The sequence below is a fragment of the Streptomyces sp. NPDC054765 genome, assembly GCF_053612065.1.
Window position 1 is genome coordinate 38,612 of sequence record NZ_JBSHBP010000050.1, and the last position, 18,261, is coordinate 56,872.

Annotated in this window: 12 protein-coding genes and 2 pseudogenes; 3 read left to right on the forward strand and 11 right to left on the reverse strand. The window is 68.5% G+C overall.

The features are described 5' to 3' along the window. Positions 1-1,290, forward strand: a complete 1,290-nt coding sequence (locus tag ACWGJY_RS27095; RefSeq protein WP_453263461.1) for a condensation domain-containing protein — start codon at positions 1-3, stop codon at positions 1,288-1,290. A 503-nt stretch (positions 1,291-1,793) separates the two neighbouring features. Here ACWGJY_RS27095 and ACWGJY_RS27100 read toward each other — a convergent pair. The 8 genes and pseudogenes from ACWGJY_RS27100 to ccrA all read right to left on the reverse strand — a co-directional run bounded on the left by ACWGJY_RS27100 (position 1,794) and on the right by ccrA (position 13,443). Further along, entirely contained in the window at positions 1,794-2,366 is a 573-nt protein-coding gene (locus ACWGJY_RS27100; protein ID WP_453263462.1) for a hypothetical protein, read from the reverse strand. A gap of 44 nt (positions 2,367-2,410) precedes the next feature. Next, entirely contained in the window at positions 2,411-6,181 is a 3,771-nt protein-coding gene (locus tag ACWGJY_RS27105; protein WP_453263463.1) for a DUF6531 domain-containing protein, read from the reverse strand. Continuing rightward, positions 6,178-6,912, reverse strand: coding sequence for a WXG100 family type VII secretion target (locus ACWGJY_RS27110; protein WP_453263464.1), 735 nt, complete (start codon positions 6,910-6,912; stop codon positions 6,178-6,180). The genes ACWGJY_RS27105 and ACWGJY_RS27110 overlap by 4 nt, the downstream gene beginning before the upstream one ends. Before the next feature lie 300 nt (positions 6,913-7,212). Further along, complete coding sequence (locus ACWGJY_RS27115; RefSeq protein WP_453263465.1) at positions 7,213-7,719, reverse strand: AAA domain-containing protein; 507 nt, start codon at positions 7,717-7,719, stop codon at positions 7,213-7,215. Positions 7,720-8,072: 353 nt separating this feature from the next. Continuing rightward, a complete protein-coding gene (locus tag ACWGJY_RS27120; RefSeq protein WP_453263466.1) occupies positions 8,073-10,871 on the reverse strand; it encodes an AAA family ATPase in 2,799 nt (932 codons plus the stop codon). A 176-nt stretch (positions 10,872-11,047) separates the two neighbouring features. After that, the gene (locus tag ACWGJY_RS27125; RefSeq protein WP_453263472.1) at positions 11,048-11,428 is read right to left on the reverse strand and encodes an integrase core domain-containing protein; all 381 of its coding nucleotides are present in this window, start codon (positions 11,426-11,428) and stop codon (positions 11,048-11,050) included. Continuing rightward, positions 11,429-11,740, reverse strand: a pseudogene (locus ACWGJY_RS27130) (IS3 family transposase); the annotation flags it as partial. A 362-nt stretch (positions 11,741-12,102) separates the two neighbouring features. Next, positions 12,103-13,443 (reverse strand): crotonyl-CoA carboxylase/reductase, encoded by a 1,341-nt coding sequence (gene ccrA, locus ACWGJY_RS27135; RefSeq protein WP_453263473.1) that lies wholly within the window; start codon positions 13,441-13,443, stop codon positions 12,103-12,105. Between the two features lie 250 nt (positions 13,444-13,693). On the opposite strand from ccrA, the gene ACWGJY_RS27140 reads away from it, so the two are divergent. Beyond that, on the forward strand, positions 13,694-14,167 hold the full coding sequence (locus tag ACWGJY_RS27140) for a hypothetical protein (RefSeq protein ID WP_453263467.1): 474 nt from the start codon (positions 13,694-13,696) through the stop codon (positions 14,165-14,167). Positions 14,168-14,296: 129 nt separating this feature from the next. Here ACWGJY_RS27140 and ACWGJY_RS27145 read toward each other — a convergent pair whose 3' ends face one another. The 3 genes from ACWGJY_RS27145 to ACWGJY_RS27155 all read right to left on the reverse strand — a co-directional run bounded on the left by ACWGJY_RS27145 (position 14,297) and on the right by ACWGJY_RS27155 (position 16,962). Continuing rightward, positions 14,297-15,130: an SDR family NAD(P)-dependent oxidoreductase gene (locus ACWGJY_RS27145; RefSeq protein WP_453263468.1), complete on the reverse strand. Its 834-nt coding sequence runs from the start codon at positions 15,128-15,130 to the stop codon at positions 14,297-14,299. Positions 15,131-15,484: 354 nt separating this feature from the next. Continuing rightward, positions 15,485-16,666, reverse strand: coding sequence for an LLM class flavin-dependent oxidoreductase (locus ACWGJY_RS27150; protein WP_453263469.1), 1,182 nt, complete (start codon positions 16,664-16,666; stop codon positions 15,485-15,487). Then, complete coding sequence (locus tag ACWGJY_RS27155) at positions 16,663-16,962, reverse strand: hypothetical protein (protein WP_453263470.1); 300 nt, start codon at positions 16,960-16,962, stop codon at positions 16,663-16,665. Before ACWGJY_RS27155 ends, ACWGJY_RS27150 begins: the two co-directional genes overlap by 4 nt. A 639-nt stretch (positions 16,963-17,601) precedes the next feature. On the opposite strand from ACWGJY_RS27155, the pseudogene ACWGJY_RS27160 reads away from it, so the two are divergent. After that, positions 17,602-18,169, forward strand: a pseudogene (locus ACWGJY_RS27160) (transposase); the annotation flags it as partial. Positions 18,170-18,261 lie beyond the last annotated feature (92 nt).

Genomic DNA, 18,261 nt, shown 5'->3' on the forward strand with positions numbered 1-18,261 from the left:
ATGGCCGTGCGATCGACCCCGGCCGTGGTGGGCGCCCGCCACGCACCGCTGAGCCCGGCGCAGTTCGCCATCTGGCTGCGGGACCGGATGACCGGCGATCCCACCCTCTACCGGGAGCACACCTGCTACGAACTGCTCGGCCCCTTGGACCCGAAGCGCTTCGCCACCGCTCTGCGCGCGGCCGTCGCCGCGCATCCGGCCTTCGGCGCCGCGGTGCTCCCGGGGCTCCGCGGTGTCCCCGAGTTGCACCTCGACCAGCACATCGTCGAGGTGGAGCACCGTCACGTCACCGAGGGTGAACTAGCCGATGTGCTGGACCACGAGTCGCTGACCGGTCCGGCGCTGGACGGCGGCCCGCTGACGCGCTGTCTACTGCTGTCGGTGACGCCCGAGCGCCACGTGATGCTCATGGTCTGGCATCACCTGGTGGCTGACGGGATGGCGCTGCGTGTGCTACTGGAGACCTTGCGGGACTGCTGGGACGATCCGGCCCGCCTGCCGGAGGCCGGCGGACCCACCGTGTGCGACGCCAACCTGGCGTACCTCGCAGCCGCCGAGTCGGCGGCGTCCCGGGAGCGGGCGCGGGCGGCGGCGGATCGCCTTACGGGGCTCGCCCTCCAGCCGCTGCCCCGGACCGGGGCCGGGACGGGGGCGTCGCGCCGCGAGGTCATCGGCGAATGGGACGGCGCCGTCGACGGTCTGGCCGAGGCGGCGGTCGCCGCCCGGTTGACGGTGCCGATGCTGCTGGCGGCCGCCTGCCGGCGCGCGGCCGGGGAGGTGCTGGGGCTGGAGGACTTCCTGCTCGGCTGCGTCACCGCCGGACGCTGGTTGCCGGACTTCGAGGCGGTCGTCGGCTGCTTCGTCAACACTGTGCTGGTGCCCGCGAACAGCGGCCTGGAGCTGTCGGTCCGTGAGCATGTCCGCTCCGGCGCACGGGAGTTGGCCGCGGCGGTGGCCCGCCAGGACATCCCCTTCACCGCGGTGGCCGGCCACTTGCTGCGGGACGTGCGGCCGAGGCCGCGGACCTTCCCGCAGATCTATTTGAGCATGGACACCCCGACACCGCTGCGCCTGACCGGCCTGGAGTGCCGGAGGATCCGGATCCGGCATGCCCAGGCCAAGTTCGACGTGACCCTGACCGTCGAATACGACCGGGGTGGCGTCCACGGCGCCCTGCAGTACCGTGACGACGTGCTCACCCCGGCGACCGCTCAGCGCTTCGTCCGCGTGTTCCTGGCCCGGCTGCGCGAACTGCCGGGTGCACTCGTCCGGCCGTCGCCGGCCCGCTGAGCCGGAGGCCTCCCCGTCCAGGTGGCACGGGGAGGCCTCCGGTGGTGTGGACACCGGCCGAGAACCCGCAGTAGCCGCGCCTCGCAAGCGAGTCCTACTGGCGTGACCGAACGTCACCACTCCACAAGAAGTGGACCAGAGCCGCAACTCACTGACAGCGCGGCAGCAGCCCTGCTGCGCTTCCAGCACGACGAGTACAACCGCATGGTGGATACGGCACCGGTTCAGACCCCCTGGTCAGCGGGCACGACGGACGACTGGCCCTCTACCCGAAGCAGGAGGTATTACGGACCACCGTCGTCCGCCGTGCCCGCAGCACAACTCCAGAGAGCGCCCATACCAAGCTGCCCCCGGCGGGCGCGGGGACGGTTCTGGCGTACGGAGGGGCTGCGCCGCTGAGTCCCTGCTCGCCGCACGCGGCTTCGCCTTCACCAGCCAGGCTCGACTCGCGCCTCGGGTTCCTCCGTTCCTGCGGCGCCACTGCGAAGGTTGCACCGCGGTTCCTACTTTCCCAGCGCCGCCCGCAGGCCGGACTCGGAAACGTTTCCGGTCGCCCAGGACCAGAGTGCACGCCGAGCGCTCCGGTCCATCGAGAGTGAGCGCCGGCAGGCGCGGAAGAGCAGAGCGGGCCTTTTGGCCACATACCACTGTTCCTCTGCCACCTTCAGGCAGATATCAGCAGGCGCCATGCCGTTGGCAGAGAGTTGCATCATCGCATCGACGTCCAGATCGAACTTCGACCGGGCCGCGATAGAAACCCCGTAGGCACTCTTGAACTCACGGCAGAAGTCGCGCGCTGCATAAGACGGTACGCACCGGAGCCACCACTCCGATGGTGACACCTTGGAGAACGCCTGGATATCGAAAATCGGCCTCAGTGTCGCATCGACCGCGTCGAGTTCTGCTGCGATCAGGCGATGGTCGACTGCACGATCCTCACGAGAGTCGGCCATCAATTCTTGAAGTGTGCTCCGTGAATTCACATCCATGAGAAATTCTTCGACCTCCCACGGATAACCGTCGAGGCAGTCGTCAGCAAAGGTGCGCCAGCGCGCGAGCCTTTCCAGCAGATCCATGGATGTACCCTCCGAGAACGTAGCCTTGCCAGCTGAAGCTTACGTTAGCGCTGACTCTCATTGTCCATATACTTGCGCGCCTCCGCGATGGTACTGCCGGGCCGGAAGTAACTGGTGATCTTCCCGTTGTGCGCGATGGCCAATCTGCCCTCCGGGTCCATACGCAGCGCGGCTTGATCATGAGAGCGTATAACTTCGCGAACTCCCTCAGGGGGCTTCGGGTCGCGGAACAGAGCCTCGGAGTCCGCTACATAGCGCGCGAACCCGTCATCTTTATCGTGCTGATCTTGATACTCCGGCATATCGGGTTTTCCGTCCTTCGCGCCCTCTCCATACGCATGTTTGTCGTAATGCTCGTCGACCTTTGCAGGATCCCATTTGTACGGCGCGAGTCCGAGGGGGTCGGTCCAGGTCTGGGGATTGTGGACGTAGGTAGACGGGTTGGGAGCGGGGTCGAGCCCGAGAGGGTCGGGTGTGAGGTAGCGGGCGGTTTCGGGGTCGTATGTGCGGAAGTAGTTGTGGTGGAGTTCGGTTTCGGGGTCGAAGTACTGGCCGGGGAATCGGAAAGGGGTGTGGGCAGTGGCGCTGGTGTTCCAGGTGGTGGTGCCCCACAGGGTGGTGCGGGTCCGGGCGGCGATGGTGCCGTATTCGTCGAGGAGTTCGGTGGGGGTGCCGACGAGGTCGGTGACGATGAGGAAGAAGCGCTCATCGATCTCGTGTTGCGGAGCCTGGGCTGCGGTGCGGCGTTCGCGCTGCGTCAGGGGTTCTAGGCCTTGGTGGTCCCAGGTCAGGGTTGCTTGAGTGGAGTGGCCGTGGACGAGAGTGGTCTGCTCGCACAGGGTGGTGCCGTCCCAGGTGAAGTCCACTTGTTCGGCGATGTTTTGGCCGTCTTCGGTCAGGCGTAGTTTGGCGGCGCGTCGGCCCAGGGGGTCGTAGGTGTAGCGCCAGGTGGTGCCGTCTGGGGTGGTGCAGGTGGTCAGGCGGTCTTCGGCGTCCCAGGTGTAGTGCCAGGTGTCGGGCTTGCGGGACAGACGGGATTTCTGGCGCAGGGTGGTGCGGCCGGCGGCGTCGTACTCGTAGCGGACGGATCCGGCGCGGTTGATGCGGGTGCCGGTATAGGTGCGCTCGCCCCGCGCCTCGGGGACCGGGTGGCGGTCGGGCCAGGTGGCGTGCGTCTGGTTGCCGGCGGTGTCGTAGGCGTAGGTCTCGGTCCAGTTGCGGGCGGAGACGGTGGTGACCCGGCCGGTGGCGTCGAGCTCGAAGCGGCGGGGGCCGTTGAGGTGGTCGTCGATTCCGGTGAGGTAGCCGTCCGCCCGGTAGGTGTAAGTGCGGCGCTGGAGGGTTTCGGCTGGTGAGGTGACGTGCTGGGCGGTGAGGCGGCCGAGGGCGTCGTAGGTGTGGGCGAAGGCGAGGTCGCCGAACGTGCGGGAGAGTTCCTGGCCGAGGGCGTCATGGGCAAAGGTCAGAGTGCGGCCGGAGACGTCAAGTGCGGTGCGGCGTCCTGCCGCGTTGCGGGTCCAGGTGCTCACCGCGCCGGTGGGGGTGATGCGGGATATTCGGCGGCCCAGGGCGTCATAGGTGTACGTGGTGGTACGGCCGTTCACCGCTTCGGCGACTACCCGGCCGAACCCATCGCGAGTGTAGGTGAGTTCACAGTCCGGTCCGGTGATCTGGACCGGGCGTCCGGAGTCGTCGTAGGTGAAGGTGATGAGCGCGCCGTCGACGTTCTTGGTGGTGGTACGGCCCAGTGCGTCGTGGGTGAAGCGGATGGTGTGGCCGAGCGGTGTGGTGCGTGAGGTCAGATGGCCGGCCGCGTCGTGGGTGTAGGTCTGGGTGCGGTTGTCGAAGTCTGTCTCGGAGATCAGACGCCCGGCCTTGTCGTATTCGTATCGCCAGGTCAGACGCTGCGGGTTGGTGACCTGCATCAGCCTGAGTTCGGTGTCGTGCACGAACTCGTGGCGTGCGCCGTCCGGGTCGGTTCGCGCCTTGAGCTGGTCGAAGTGGCTGTATTCGAAGGTGGTGACCTGGCCTAGGGGGTCGGTATGGGCGGTGCAGTTGCCCTCGCCGTCGTAGGTCCAGGATTCCTGGGTGCCGTCCGGGCTCCGGCGGGTGGTGAGGTGCCCTTCAGCGGTCCAGGTGAAGTGGGTGGTGTTGCCGAGGGGGTCGGTGACGGAGGTGGTGCGGCCGAAACGGTCCCGGCGGAAGGCCGTGACGGCACCAAGCGGGTCCGTGACGGTGAGCGGGAGGCCCGCTTTGTCGCACTCGATTCGGGTGGTGCTTCCCAGCGGGTCGGTGATGGAGGTGAGGTGGCCCTGTTCGTCATGGGTGAAGCGGGTGGTCTGGCCTGCGGGGTCGCTGAGGGCGCTCCGGTTGCCCTTGGCGTCGTACTCCTGGTGGAAGGTGAGGCCGTCGGGGCCGGTGAACTCCGCTGGCAGGCCGAGATCGGTGTAGGAGGCGGTGCTGGTGGAGCCGTCCGGGCGGACGACGGCGACGAGATGCCCGTCCTCGTCGTAGGCGAGGTGGGTGGTGTGGCCGAGGGGGTCGGTGACAGTGAGGGGGCGGTCGTACGGGTCGTATGTGGTGCGGGTGGTGTTCCCGAACGGATCGGTGACCGCAGTGACCTGGAGACGCTCGTTGATGCGGTACCGGGTTCCGGCCCCCTGCCCGTTGATGTGGAGGGTGGTGCGGTGCCCGGTCTCGGGATCCGCCTCACCATAGGTGAACCGGTTGGAAAGGTGGCCCTCCACGCCGGACTGGGCCGTGCAGCGGTTCAGGTCGTCGTAGAAGTACTCGTACCGGGAGTCGTTGGAGTCGACCCAGGCAGTCATGCGGTGCTCGGTGTCGTACTCGAACCGGGTCGCCGTGCCCGTGGAGTCGGTGACGGTAGTGAGGTTGCCGTCCCCGTCGTGTCCGTAAGACCTGATCAGTTGGTCCGAACCGTCCTCAGCCGCGCCAGTCAGGTGCAGGGATGTCAGGCGGCCCTGGTCGTCGCAGGTCAGCTTGAACTCGTAGCCGGCGCTGTGGCGCATCGCGTACGGGATGCCGGTCTCGTCTGTGTAGTCGAAGGTGATCCGGTGGCCGTTGCGGTCCGAGATCTCGTCCGGCAGGGCCAGGCCGGGGGCGTGCAGGGCATCGGCGAAGTAACGGGTCTGGCCCGTGGCGGGGTCGTGGACGGCCCAGTCACCCTGGAGGGTGCGCATCAGGGGCCAGCGAGGGCCGTGCTTGGGCAGTACCCGCTCGCCGGTCTCCGGGACGGGGTAGCGCAGCAGCATCCCCGTCTCGGTGACGAAAATGACCCCGTCGGCGTCGATCTCCAGGCGCTGGTCGATGGTGGAGGACCAGGACGGGCCGATGTGCCGTCCGATGCGGTTCGAGGACTCATACTTCCGGGTGAAGGCGAGCGGGAGGGCACCGGGCAAGGTGATGTCCGTCTGGGACAGGAACACCCTGCCGGTCGCCAGGTCAACCGGGTCGGTGCCCTCGGTGGGCTTGACCTCGTCCTCGCGGGTGCTTGCATTCGGGTGGCCGGCTTCGGCTCCTTCGCGGGCCCCGCCGGAACTGCCGCCACCCGTCGGCCGTCCGCCGCCGCTTGTGCCGTGGGGCGGGTGCGGCATTTCCTGCTTGCTGTCCTTGAGGTGCTTGCCGAATGCCGCAGCTTGCTTGGCCTCGTTCTCCGCGTGGTTCGTGGCCACCTTCTTCATCCGCTGGCCTGTCCCGTGGTACAGGTCCTCGACCGCCTTGCCCGCATCCTTGCCCAGGGTCTTGCCCAGCTTTTCGGCGGCGTGCTCCAGTGCCTTGACGATCGGATTGCTCATTCGAAGCTCGCCCCCGCAGCCTTCGTCTCGAATTCCGCGGCGTGCCCGGCCACCGTCCGCGCATGCATGTGGAGCTTCTCCGCACGCGCGTGCAGCGCCTCTGGGTGGACGGAGAAACTCTCCCCCGCCCGCCCCCCGCCCCCGCCGGCGGAGACGCCCAGGGCGGACTCGGCGGCCTGGAAGACCAGTCCGCCCACCGCCTTGCCGACCGTCTCGACGAGGGGATCGATGGCCGCCTCGATGACCTGGCCGATGATGTACTGCTCCAACTGCTGCACCAGGAAGTCCATGAGCTTCTCGGCCGCCTCGACGACCAGTGCCTCGGCCGCCTCCGCAATCCCCAAGGTCGCGACAGCGGCGGCTTGGTCGGCGACGAACGTGATGGCCAGCACTGTCAGTTCGGCGATCGCCTCCAGCTTCATCGCCACGATCGTGTCCGCCGCGATGTCCAGTGCGTCCGCCACCGTGTGACAGGCGTTGACCAACTCCGTCATATGGCTGTCGGACATCTGACCCCACTTGGCCAGTAGCGCCTCGTACGACGCGCCCTGGTAGACGTCTTCCAGCTGCTTGATCGTGGCGGTGGAGTCCTTGTGGGTGTCGTCCACCTTCTGCGCGAAGTCGCGTACGTGTGAGGCGAATTCGCGGACCTTGTCCTCATTGATGTTCGGCCAGTTCACCCCGATGAACTGAAGGAACGACACCACCTGACCAGGCAGCTCAATCGCCATACGGACCCCCCGATCGCCTACATGACAGCTCACCAGACGACGTTCAAGAGAGGGCAACGCAAGGGCAAATGAGTATCCTCAGAGCGGCCATCAGTGCGTAACGGCAGCAAGGGCTCCTCTTGCATCCCTAGCCTCCCTCCGTCTCTACCCGGTGACAGGTGGCACCCGCGCAACCGGAGCGTCGGCACGGCCCCTGTAAGGAGTTGGCGTGCATCTGTTCGCGCTGCCGCACGCGGACGACGCAGAACCTTCATAGCGGGCCTCACATCAGGTCGTCACGTACCTGTTCGGTCACGTCGGTCACGCCGGCATGGCTCTGCTCGCGCTCGTCGGCCATGCCCGGCGTGGCAGGCGGTCTGTTTCGGCCTGCAGTTCGAAGTGGGGCTCCTTGCGCCAGCTGTCCTGGTCCCCGATAACGAAGAGCCGTCGCTTGGCACGGCTCACTGCCGCATTCAGCAGATTTGGTGTCTCGGCTGCCCAGGCGCGGGCGTGGGCGCCGTGGCGCGGATGCGTCCCCAACACCAGGATGACGACGTCCGCCTCCTTGCCCTGCATCGTGTGGACGGTTCCGATGTGGTCTTTGAGGAATGCGGAGACTTGCTTGCGATGAGCCCTCGCGTCGTCACCCGCCGGGACGTGGTCCTCCAGGTGCATGTCTCGTACGGCCCGTGCGCATCCGAAGACCACGTCGCGGAAGGGACTGATGATGCGCACCCGGGCCAGGCCGACACCCCACTCCAGATGCAGCATGGTGAGCATGTGTGTGAGAGCTCTGCCTTCCTCGGGCACCCCACTTGCCGACCGCATCGGACGGTGCCACTTCCACCCAGCAGCTCAGCGGGTATACGCAACGTCGGCAGCCTTCCCCGTCGTTTCTCACCTGGCATTCCTCGCACGGTGAGGGCCCCGGGAAGGGCTTCTCCGCGGTGCCGTACACCATTAGCCCGTCGTACGCGATGTCGTTGCTGAGCTCGAACATCGTCCGCTCACACCGTCGGTGGACCCGCAGTGGCGCACCCACCCACACCGGTTAGACCTCACCGTCCCGGCGCCGGTAGTCGACCGTCGTTATCGTGCTGACCTCGGTGCACTGGACGCGCTCGGTCACGAGGTGCTCCCGGTGCGGTTCACCGGGGTGTTGGGTATCGCCCCGGGATTAGCTAGACGGAGGCGTCCTGAAGAGCGGGGTGTGGGGGGGTTGGTTGGAGTCCGAGGCGGGACTGCAGCTGTACTCGTGAGCTGACCCCCAGTTTGCGGTAGATCCGGGTCAGGTGCTGCTCCACCGTGCTGGTCGTGAGGTAGAGCTTGCCGGCGATCTCCCGGTTGGTCAGGCCCTTTGCCGCGGCCTTGGCGACCCTCCGCTCCGCATCGCTGAGCGCAAGCATGTCGACTTCCGTCTCCTCCAGCACATCCGGCGCGCCGACCCGCCGAGCGGGTTGTTCTGCGAAGCACGCCTGCCTGATGCTGTTGGTCTTGCGTGCCACTGACCGCGCCCGGCCGGCATCACCAAGTTGGGTGTATGCATCGTGCAGGGCGGCGAGCGCACCCGCCAACTCAAACATATCCCCGCTTCGGTGCAGCACATCCACAGCCTCGCTCAGCATAGGTGGCCGGAGGTGCAGTTCGCGGGTCGCCGCCAGCAGCCGCATGGTGCGCCCGCGCACCCGCATGTGGCCGTCTGTGCCGATCCGGCGCAGCTGCTCGCGAGCGTAGCGCGCGGCCATCTCGTGGTCCCCGAGTTGCAGGTGAGCGGCGGCCATCTCCGTGCGCCACGGCAGTGTCTCGGTTTGGGCCATCCCCCACTGGTCGAGCAGGTCAGCGACGGCCTGGAAATCGTCGAGGGCGACCTGGGCGAGACCGCGCTCGACGTAGTGACGGCCGCGCGCCAGCAGGTAGGACAGGCCGAGCGGCGTCTCGAACATCACGTCCGGCACTCGCAGGGCGAGCGTGCGTGCCGCTTCGTCGTGTTTGCCCTGCAGCGTTTGCGCCGTCAGCAGGGTACTCAACGGTTCAGCGGCCAGCACGCCCCATTCGGCGACCGGGACGAGTTCGAGCGCGGTGGCCGCCCGGGAGACCGCGACGCTGAGCGAGCCCCGGCGCAAGGCGATGCCCGCTGCGATCGCGCAAAACAGCGCACGCCAGGTGGGTGCCTGGAGGTCGAGGCAGGTCTGCATCAGTTCCCGGCACCGCTGCTCGGCTTCCTCCAATCGCTCGGCATACACCATCGTGTGCAACGCGAGAATGAGCGGCAACAGATTGATCTCGGTCAGCGGCTGTTGCCAAAGCGCCTCGTCGGCTTGGACCAAGCGTTCCGCGGTTGCCCCCTGGTGGTGGGAGCTCTGGAAATGTTCGAGCAATCGATAACCGATAGCGCCCGGAGGCATGATCGGTGTGCCGTTCGTCCTGCTCTCGCCGGCCACACGCCGGAAGATGCCCGGATATATGTCGGCCAGCCACATCCGTACCATCTCGAACTCCCATGAGGGCCGGGAGCCCGGCGGCACGTCGGCCGCCAGCCGGGAGAGCACGGAGCAAGCATCCTCCACCCGCCCCTGGAGCAGCAGCATGATGATGGGCATCGTCGCGTGCCGGCCCCGAAGTCGACCGCTCAGCATCGCCTCGGTCAGCTCGGACAGATGCCCGACCGAGGCTCGCAGATCGTCCCGCCACCCCGCCCGCAGCAGCAAGGCCATAATCTCCACCCGACGCCGGCCGTCGGTTTCGACCTGGTACGCCAGCCGCAGCAGCTCTGTGGCCCGCCGCGAGTGGCCCTCCTCCAGCGCCTGCTGCGCCCCCTCCACCAGGTTCAGCACGGCCGACGGGTCGTCGAGACGGCCGGAGGCGACGAAGTGCTCCGCGATCGTCAAGGAGTCCGCACCGCACGCCTTGAGCAGATCCACAGCGCGCCGGCTCAGCTCGGATCGATCCGCGGCCGAGAAGGCGTTGAGCACGGCGCTGGCCATGATCGGGTGCCGCATCCGGCCGGCCTCCACCAAACCGGTCCGGGTCAGTACCTGCATGGCGACAGCGACCCGGTCCGACGCGACGCCGACCAGCCGGTCGAGGAACGCGAACCGCGACGGCTCACCGATCACCGAGATCGCACCCGCGACCCGCAACGTCACCGGATCGCACCGGCGCAGGACGAGCTGGACCGCCCGCTCGAACTCGGGCCCGGTGTTCAGCTCGGCCGGCGGGCCATCGCCGCGGGTGGCAGCCCAACTGTCCTCCAGCAACGCATGCAGCAGCAGCAGATTGCCACCGGTGAGCTGGTGTGCCTCCGCGGCCAGTTCCGTCGAAACGGACTCGAGGAGTCGCTCGGTCATGAGCTCCGCGACGCCGCTCGACGACAGTGGAGCCAGCAGCAGCCTCCGCAAGTAGGCCTGCTGGTAGAGCTCGGCGCACAGTAGCCGGGAGTTGCTCGGAGACATCTCGATGTCGTCGTCGCGCCAGCCAAGGACGATCAAGATGCGGGCGAGCCCGGCACGGCGGATCAGATAGATCAGCCAATCCTGGGAGAACGCGTCGAGATACTGTGTGTCGTCAATGGCGATCACCACCGAGCTCTGCTCGGCCAACTCCAGAACCGCCGTCGCCAATCCGTCCAACACCCGAGAGCGGCTCACCCCGTCGCTCGCCGCATCGGCGAGCAGCTGGTGGTCGAGCAAACCACGCACGATCGCCGCCCTGTCGCGGTCGAAAACCTCACCAGCAAGCAACTGACGCACGATGCCCAAGGAAAGCGAGCACTCGGTCGGCGCCCCACTCGCCCGGAGCAATCGCGCCCCCGCCCCACGAGCCCGGCCGCCGAACTCCTCGAGTAACGCTGTCTTACCCGTCCCGACAACCCCCTGAAGCACGACAACCCGCACACCCTCAGCGGCGGACTCGGCAAAAGTTGCAGCCAGCTCAGCGAGCTCAGACTCTCGCTCGATCATGCACGATCCCCTGACTCTCATGGAGCGGTTCCTACGTCGCGCGCACCGACAGACCGCGCGGAAGAAGGATCGGAAACGGAAATCGACGGATTAAGACCAGACATCAATGCCACAAAACTGGCCACACCCATGTCTACCTCAGTCGATCACGCCGTTGTAGCCCCTGGGCAGAATGGTGAACCGCCCCGGGTTCGACCTCAGTTGATGGCTGTGAGCTGGGGGTTCGTGGTTGCTCGGTAGTAGTTGGCTTCGTATGCGACAGGCGGAATGTGCTTTATCTCACCGTGGAGCCGACGGTGGTTGTACCAGTCGACCCACTCGGCGGTGGCGAGCTCGACGCGCGAGAGTGTCTTCCACGGCCGCTGCGGTTTGATGACCTCGGTCTTGAACAGGCCGATCGTAGACTCCATCGGCGCGTTGTCGTACGCGTCGCCGACCGAGCCGATCGAGGCCGCGATGCCAGCCGCGTCGAGGGGTTCGGCGAGGCGAAACGAGGTGTATTGCGAACCGGCGTCGGAGTGGTGCACCAACTCGCCGGGGGCCGGCGGACGGCCGTCGCGGTCGCGCTGCCACGGCATGGTGGTGATCACCTTCTTGCCGCGGACGGCGCCGGCGATGCCGAGCTCACGCATGAGGCGCTCGACCGTGCAGCGGGCCACCTCGTGGCCCTGGCGATTGAGCTGTCGCCAAACCTTCCTGGCGCCATAAACCCGGTAGTTGGACTGGTAGACCTCCTTGATCTGTTCCTTGAGTTCTTCGTCCCGCACGGTTCCTGGCGAGGGCGCCAACTGGCGTTTCCTGGCTGCGTAGTAGGTGGCGGGGGCGATACTGATGCCGTGCGCTGCCCGCACGGTGCAGATCGGCTCGACACCGCCGAAGCGGTCCCGCATCTCGTCGATGAACGCTACGAGCGCGTGTGTGGCCGGTCGAGCTCGGCCGCGAAAAAAGCCGAGGCCGCCTTGAGGATCCCGTTCGCCCGCTTCAGCTCGGCGATCTCCTTCTTCAGGGCCTTGACCTGCGCGGCCTCCTCGGTCGTCGTTCCCGGCCGCTGCCCGGTGTCGATCTGGTCCGGGGCGGTTCACCGACCTCGACCCCGAACTCGTCGCTCACGGCCACGCCTGCCTCCGCGATGCCCAGCGAGTCCACACCCGCCCGGCTCAACGGCTCAACGGCTCGGCGGGATCCATGTGCTCGAGCCGGGCACCCTGTTCGGCCAGCACGTCGATCAGGAAACGCGCCACAGCGTCGCGCGTCACCGGCCGGAATCCCGGTGCACCTGGCGGAATGCGTTGATGCTGCCGAGGTGCCGGGCACGCTTGTCCTTGTCCCGCACGCCGAGGCCCTCTTCCGGCGCGAGGCACAGCACGCCGACCTTGCCGTGGTGCGCGTTGCGGTGCACGTCGAGCGCGGCCTGGCCGGTGTCCTCCAGCGCGTAGGACTTCGACAGCGTCGGGTGGATGAGCCCCTTGTCGATCAGCCGGTTGGCTTCCCACGACTCCCGGTAGTTCGCGAAGTGCGATCCGACGATCCGCTTGAGGTTCATCCACAGGTACCGGTTGTCGAACTGGTGCGTGTACCCCGAGGTGGACGCGCAGGTCACGATCGTGCCGCCCTTGCGGGCCGCGTAGACCGAAGCGCCGAACGTCTCCCGGCCCGGGTGCTCGAACACGATGTCCGCGTCCTCGCCGCCGGTCAGCTCCCTGATTCGGGCGCCGAACCGCTGCCACTCCTTCGGGTCCTGGGTGTGCTCGTCCCGCCAGAACCGGTACCCCTCGGCGCTGCGGTCGATGACCAGCTCCGCACCGAGGCGGTGGCAGATCTCCGCCTTCTCCGGACTGGACACGACGCACACCGGGATGCCGCCGCCGTTGAGCACGTATTGCGTGGCGTACGAGCCGAGCCCGCCGGAGGCACCCCAGATCAGGACCACGTCGCCCTGCTTCATGTTCGCGCCGTTGCGCGACACCAGCTGCCGGTACGCGGTCGAGTTGACCAGCCCGGGGCTTGCCGCCTCCTCCCACGTCAGGTGCGCGGGTTTGGGCATCAGCTGGTTCGCCTTCACCAGGGAGATCTCGGCGAGGCCACCGAAGTTGGTCTCGAAACCCCAGATCCGCTGCTCGGGATCGAGCATCGTGTCGTCGTGGCCCTCGGGGCCTTCCAGCTCGACGCTGAGGCAGTGCGCCACGACCTCGTCGCCGGGCTTCCAGCGGTGCACCCCGGGCCCGGTCCGCAGCACGACACCCGAGGCGTCCGAGCCGACCACGTGGTGGGGCAGGTCGTGCCGCTTCGACAGCGGGGACAGCTTCCCATAGCGCCGGAGGAACTTGAAGGTCGGCAAGGGCTCGAAGATCGAGGTCCAGACCGTGTTGTAGTTGATCGCGCTCGCCATCACCGCGATCAGCGCCTCACCGGGCCCGAGCTCCGGTGTCGGGACCTCCTCCACGTGCAGCGACTTGCGCGGGTCCTTGTCCGCGCTGGCGATGCCCTTGAACATCTCGGTCTCCTCGGCGTGCACGGTCACGCCGCGGTAGCTCTCCGGCACCCGCAGCCCGGCCAGCGCGCCCGGGTCCCCGGTCACGACGGCCTGCTGGATCTCCTTGAGCTCTGCGTTCGGCACGGCTTTCCTTCCTTCGCTGGTCCGGTTCACGACAGGAGGCCCGCGTCGGCCTCGTCGTCCTCGCCGGCGGCACGCTCACCCGGGTGCCACCAGCCGTTCCCGTTCGCCGGCGGCCGTCCGGCCGCGGAGTCAAGGGGGTTGTCACCGGCCCTGCGAGCCACTCCCGCAGCGCTTCGGCCCACCAAGCCATGTCGACGACCCAGTCGAGCGCCGGCTGGTCCGCCAGGTGCACCTGTCCCGCGCGGACGCGCGCCAGCTCTTCGGTCCAGCCGGCGACGGCGGGTCCGAAAACGGCCTCCGGGCCGGCGACCCCGAGCGCCTCGCCGATGACCGGCCGGCCGATCCCCTCGGCCCGTGCGGCCACGACGGCCCTCTCCACGTAGCGGGAGACCAGCTCGGTCAGTGCTCGCCCGGCGCGCAGCGCGGCGAGATCGGTTTCGTGCGGCCAGTGGTGTTCCGGGACGACCGTGTGCCGCGCGCAGCGAGCAACCGCCCACGCTGCCTGCGCGGCGGCGACTTTCGCATGCAGTGCAACGGGAAGCCCGTCGAGTTCAGCGTCCGCGCGCGCGTCGGCCACGGCTTTCACCGGTCCCCGGTCCGGATCGTGCCGACCGGCAGCCGTTCCCTCACCGAGACCACATCTCGCGCGCTGAGAACCAAGGTGTGCACACGCTCTCCGTTGCCACTGCTCACGGGCTGACAGGCCCGACTTCCGGATCACGGACTCGACCACGTCCACCCCGCCGGCCCGGACGGCACGGCCGGGGGACGTTCGCGCCGTGGGGCCGAGCAGAGCCCGGCCCTGCGGCGCGATGCGAAACGGTCAGGCTCAGTCGCGGTGCGCGGTGGCCAGCGCCTTGCTGCGCCACGGGGCGATGTGCTCCGCAACCATCGCGTTCTTGACCTCGAGACGCTCGTAAGCGTCGCTGCCCACCAGCAGGTGCGAGGGCAGCGTCTCGCCGTCGGTCACCTCGACGATCAGCGCCGCGCCCTTGACCGGGTCCCCGGGCTGGGCGTGGTTGGCCGCGTCGACCCCGTCGCGCACGAGGTGGGCGGGGGTGCCGTCGTAGGCCGCCAGCCGCGCCCCGGAGACCGACAGGGAGCTGGCGTCGAAGAGGTCGGTGCGGAACGCCCCGGGCTCGACGACCATGCTCTGGATCCCCAACGGACCCAGCTCGGCGGCGAGGGCTTCGCTGATGCCGGCGACCGCGAACTTCGAGGCGCTGTACAGGCTCACCCCGGGCTCGCCCTCGAACCCCGCCCGGGAGCCGATGTGCACGATCTTGCCTTTGCCGGCAGCACGCATCGTCGGCAGGACCGCTCGCGTCACGTTGATCAAACCGAAGACGTTGACGTCGAACAGCGACCTGGCCTCGGCGTCGGTGACCTCCTCCAGTGCACCCACCAGCACGCGACCCGCGTTGTTGACCAGCACGTCGATCGTGCCGAACCGATCGACGACCTGCGCGACGGCACGGTCGATCTGGGCCTGGTCGGTGACGTCGAGGGTGACCGGATGGCATCGCTCGGCGCCACGCAGGTCGTCGGGCAACGCGTCGACACGCCGGGCGCCGACGGCGACGTCGTGTCCCGCCTCCAGGGCGTGCCGGCCTATCTCAGCGCCCAGCCCTCGGGCGGCTCCGGTGATGAACCATGTCGCCATGACGGAAACGTCTCCTTCTGCAGGCATCGGTGCTCGCTGCCGGACCGCGGTCCACGGCCCGGCGAAGTTCCTTCTTGATCTGGCGGTGTCGCTTGCGATGGGCGGTGACTATCCGGCCGACGTCGCCGTCCTGCGCGGACCCGGAAAGTGTTCGGCCCGGTCGCGTCCGATCCGACGGTGTCGCGGCTGCTCACCGCGCCGGCCGGCAACCCGGTGCGGGGGTCTCGCTCCGGGTCGCCGGCCGGCGCCGCGGCCCGCAAGACCGTGTGGCGATGCGCCGGTGCCACAGCCCCGGACCACGAGATCCCCTGGCCGCGTTCGTCGACCACGGACAGGCGTGTCACGACGGCACGGTCAGGACCCCTCGGCCACCTCGTCGGCGTACTTGCGGTTCATGTGCTCGAGCGCCGCGCCGGCTGCGATGCTCGCCTCCTCGCGCCGCGCGAGAATCCGGGCTCGGGCGTCGTGGGACGCCTGGGCGTGGGTCGTCCCCGATCCCTGGAAGTGCGGGGCGACCTGACGGGCGACGAGTTCCCACGAGCGCCACTTCGCCGTCGGGCCGGCCCAGTCGTGCGCCATCAGCAGCACGGTGCCGAACCCGCCGGACTGGTCGACCATGCGCTGGATCTGGCGGCGGACGTCGTCGGCCGTGCCGATCGCGCCCAGGCCCGATTCGTTGACGAACTCGATCAGCTCCCGCGTGCTGCCGTCGGGCAGCGCGAGCCCAGGCGTGGCCGCGTTGTCGTTCAGGTGCCTCAACCAGTCCTGCAGCCCGAACTCGACGTCGCGGTATGCCTGCTCCCGGGTCTCGGCGACGTGCACGTTCGTGACCAGCCGCCAGGTCGCGCGGTTGGGCGCCGGCCGTCCCGCGTGGGCGGCGCGCTCGGTGGCGATCCCCCAGTGGTACGCCAGCGCGTCGAATCCGTCCTGGCTCATGGTCGCCCCGAGCGAGATCAGGCTCGCACCGCGGCTGCCGGCCAGGCGCGCGCCGGTCGGCGACGCCGTCGCGGCCACCGCGATCTCGAAGCACGGCTCGGTGAACGGGCGCAGCTGCAGCGTCGCGTCGACCAGCGTGTGGCTCCCGACCGTCGTGGTGACCGACTCACCGGCCAGCAGCCGCTGGATGATGTCGAGATGGGTCTCGAGGAGCTCGCGGCTCTCGGTGGGGGTCATGCCGATCATGGCGACGTCGGAGGGCAGGGAGCCGGGACCGACCCCGAGCATCACCCGGCCCTGCGTGAGGTGGTCGAGCATCACCATCCGGTCGGCCACCCACAGCGGATGGTGGTACGGGAGCGAGGTCATGCCGGTCCCGAGGCGGATCCGGGTGGTGCGCTCCGCTGCCGCCGCAATGAAGATCTCGGGCGAGGCGATGAGGTCCCGACCGGTCGAGTGGTGCTCCCCGATCCACGCCTCGTCGAAGCCCAGCCGGTCGAGGTGCGCCATGAAGTCCAGGTCGTGGCGCAGCCACCACGTCGGGCTCTCCCCCAGCGGGTGGATCGGGGGCAGGAACGCACCGAAGCGCAGACTAGTCACAAGTTCTCCACCAGGTCGGCGTCCACATCAGTCACTCGCGGCCGCAGCGCTTCCACACGACGGGCGGTGAATGTGCCGGCGATGAGCCGGCGCGGACGGGTGTTCTCGGGCGGGTCGGTCGGCACCTGGCGCACGTCCTCGTAGCGCGTGACCGGCCAACCGGTCTTGCCGTCAGCGAGCCGGAACCGGGTGACCGGCCGGTCCCGTTGCAGCTCGTTCAGCTCCGGCGGGGGATGGAAGAGTGACGGCGCGGGCGGAAAAGGGGTCAAGACTGGCGCTCGGTCGGCATGAGCCATGAATTAACCTCCGGAAAGCTGCGTGCGCCCCACGGTAGGCTCTGCGACTCGGCGAGCCATCCCCTAGTTTTCCGGTGAACCATCCCCTAGTTGTCACAAGGCATCTCTGGGGTCTCTGGGGTCTCTGGGGTCTCTGGGTCACCCTCCCCATGCCCGACCTGGCGGCGGGACTCGACATGCAGGGGCCGGCAGGCCCGACGTGGACGGAGCTGGTCTGCAGCGTCGTGGCGACCACACAGAGCCCTTGGGAGATCGTGAAGCCGCCCAACAGCCCGAGCACCGTCGCGGCCAGGTCCGCGGGCTCCGCATCGGGCAAGCGGTCCTCCTTCGACCAGATGGCACCGTCCGATCCAACCGGAGCCACGGGAACGGCCCGGCACCACGGGCGCCGGGCGGAGACGCCGCCCGGTGACACGGTCGGTCTCCGACATTGATCGCGACCTACCCAGGTGGTGATCTCGAGTCGGCGTTTGGTAGGTCACGCCCCGTCACCCCGAAGCCTGCCGCCCCCTCTTACTGAAGACAGAAGACGAGCGCGCCGGCCGCCACGGCCCGAGCCCGCGATTCGGTCGACGACCTAAGCGCGGTCAGGTCAGCGATGAATGCCGCGTCGTCGGAGACTAACGAGCTCGTGCATGGTTGGCGGGGCGGTTTGCTCGGGTGGAGACCCGGCGGCCAGTCCGTGGGTCCTGCTCGGGCTGCTGGCCGATGTTCCCCGCAAGACCTGCTGGTCCGCGACGCCGACGCGGTGCTGGTGGTCGACGAGACCGGCGACCTGAAGAAGGGCCGGTGCACGGTCGGGGTGCAACGCCAGTACACCGGCACCGCCGGTCGGATCGAGACCGCCCGAGTCGCGGTGTATTCGACCTACGCCGGCGCCCGCGGACACGCCATGATTGACCGCGAGCCCCACCTCCCGCGGTCTTGGACCACCGACCCGGACCGGCTCGACGAGGCCGGGATGCTCACCCGCGCCCTGAACGCCGGTGCCGAGGCCCGCTGAGTGGCCGGTGACGAGGTCTACGGCGCCGACCCCGCCCTGCTCGCCGGGCTGGAAGCGCGCCGGGCCGGCTACGACCTGGCCATCGGCTGCGACCGCCGCAGCCCGACCGCCGCCGGGCTGCGGCGCGCCGTCGAGATCACCGACATCCTGCCCCGGCGGGCCTGGCAACGGCTCTCGGCCGGGTCAGGAGCCCAAGGGCAGCGCTAGGGCCTGTGTGTGGTTGTGATCAACCTTCGGGTTCCGTCCCCGCATGGGGACGGAACCCGGTAGGAAGCTGGGTGTGACGCGCAGGCAAC

Coding starts and splice junctions, on each gene's coding strand:
- ACWGJY_RS27095 (WP_453263461.1), top strand. CDS start 1: ATGGCCGTGCGATCGACCCCGGCCGTGGTGGGCGCCCGCCACGCACCG.
- ACWGJY_RS27100 (WP_453263462.1), bottom strand. CDS start 2,366: ATGGATCTGCTGGAAAGGCTCGCGCGCTGGCGCACCTTTGCTGACGAC.
- ACWGJY_RS27105 (WP_453263463.1), bottom strand. CDS start 6,181: ATGAGCAATCCGATCGTCAAGGCACTGGAGCACGCCGCCGAAAAGCTG.
- ACWGJY_RS27110 (WP_453263464.1), bottom strand. CDS start 6,912: ATGGCGATTGAGCTGCCTGGTCAGGTGGTGTCGTTCCTTCAGTTCATC.
- ACWGJY_RS27115 (WP_453263465.1), bottom strand. CDS start 7,719: ATGCGGTCGGCAAGTGGGGTGCCCGAGGAAGGCAGAGCTCTCACACAC.
- ACWGJY_RS27120 (WP_453263466.1), bottom strand. CDS start 10,871: ATGAGAGTCAGGGGATCGTGCATGATCGAGCGAGAGTCTGAGCTCGCT.
- ACWGJY_RS27125 (WP_453263472.1), bottom strand. CDS start 11,428: ATGCCGTGGCAGCGCGACCGCGACGGCCGTCCGCCGGCCCCCGGCGAG.
- ACWGJY_RS27145 (WP_453263468.1), bottom strand. CDS start 15,130: ATGGCGACATGGTTCATCACCGGAGCCGCCCGAGGGCTGGGCGCTGAG.
- ACWGJY_RS27155 (WP_453263470.1), bottom strand. CDS start 16,962: ATGGCTCATGCCGACCGAGCGCCAGTCTTGACCCCTTTTCCGCCCGCG.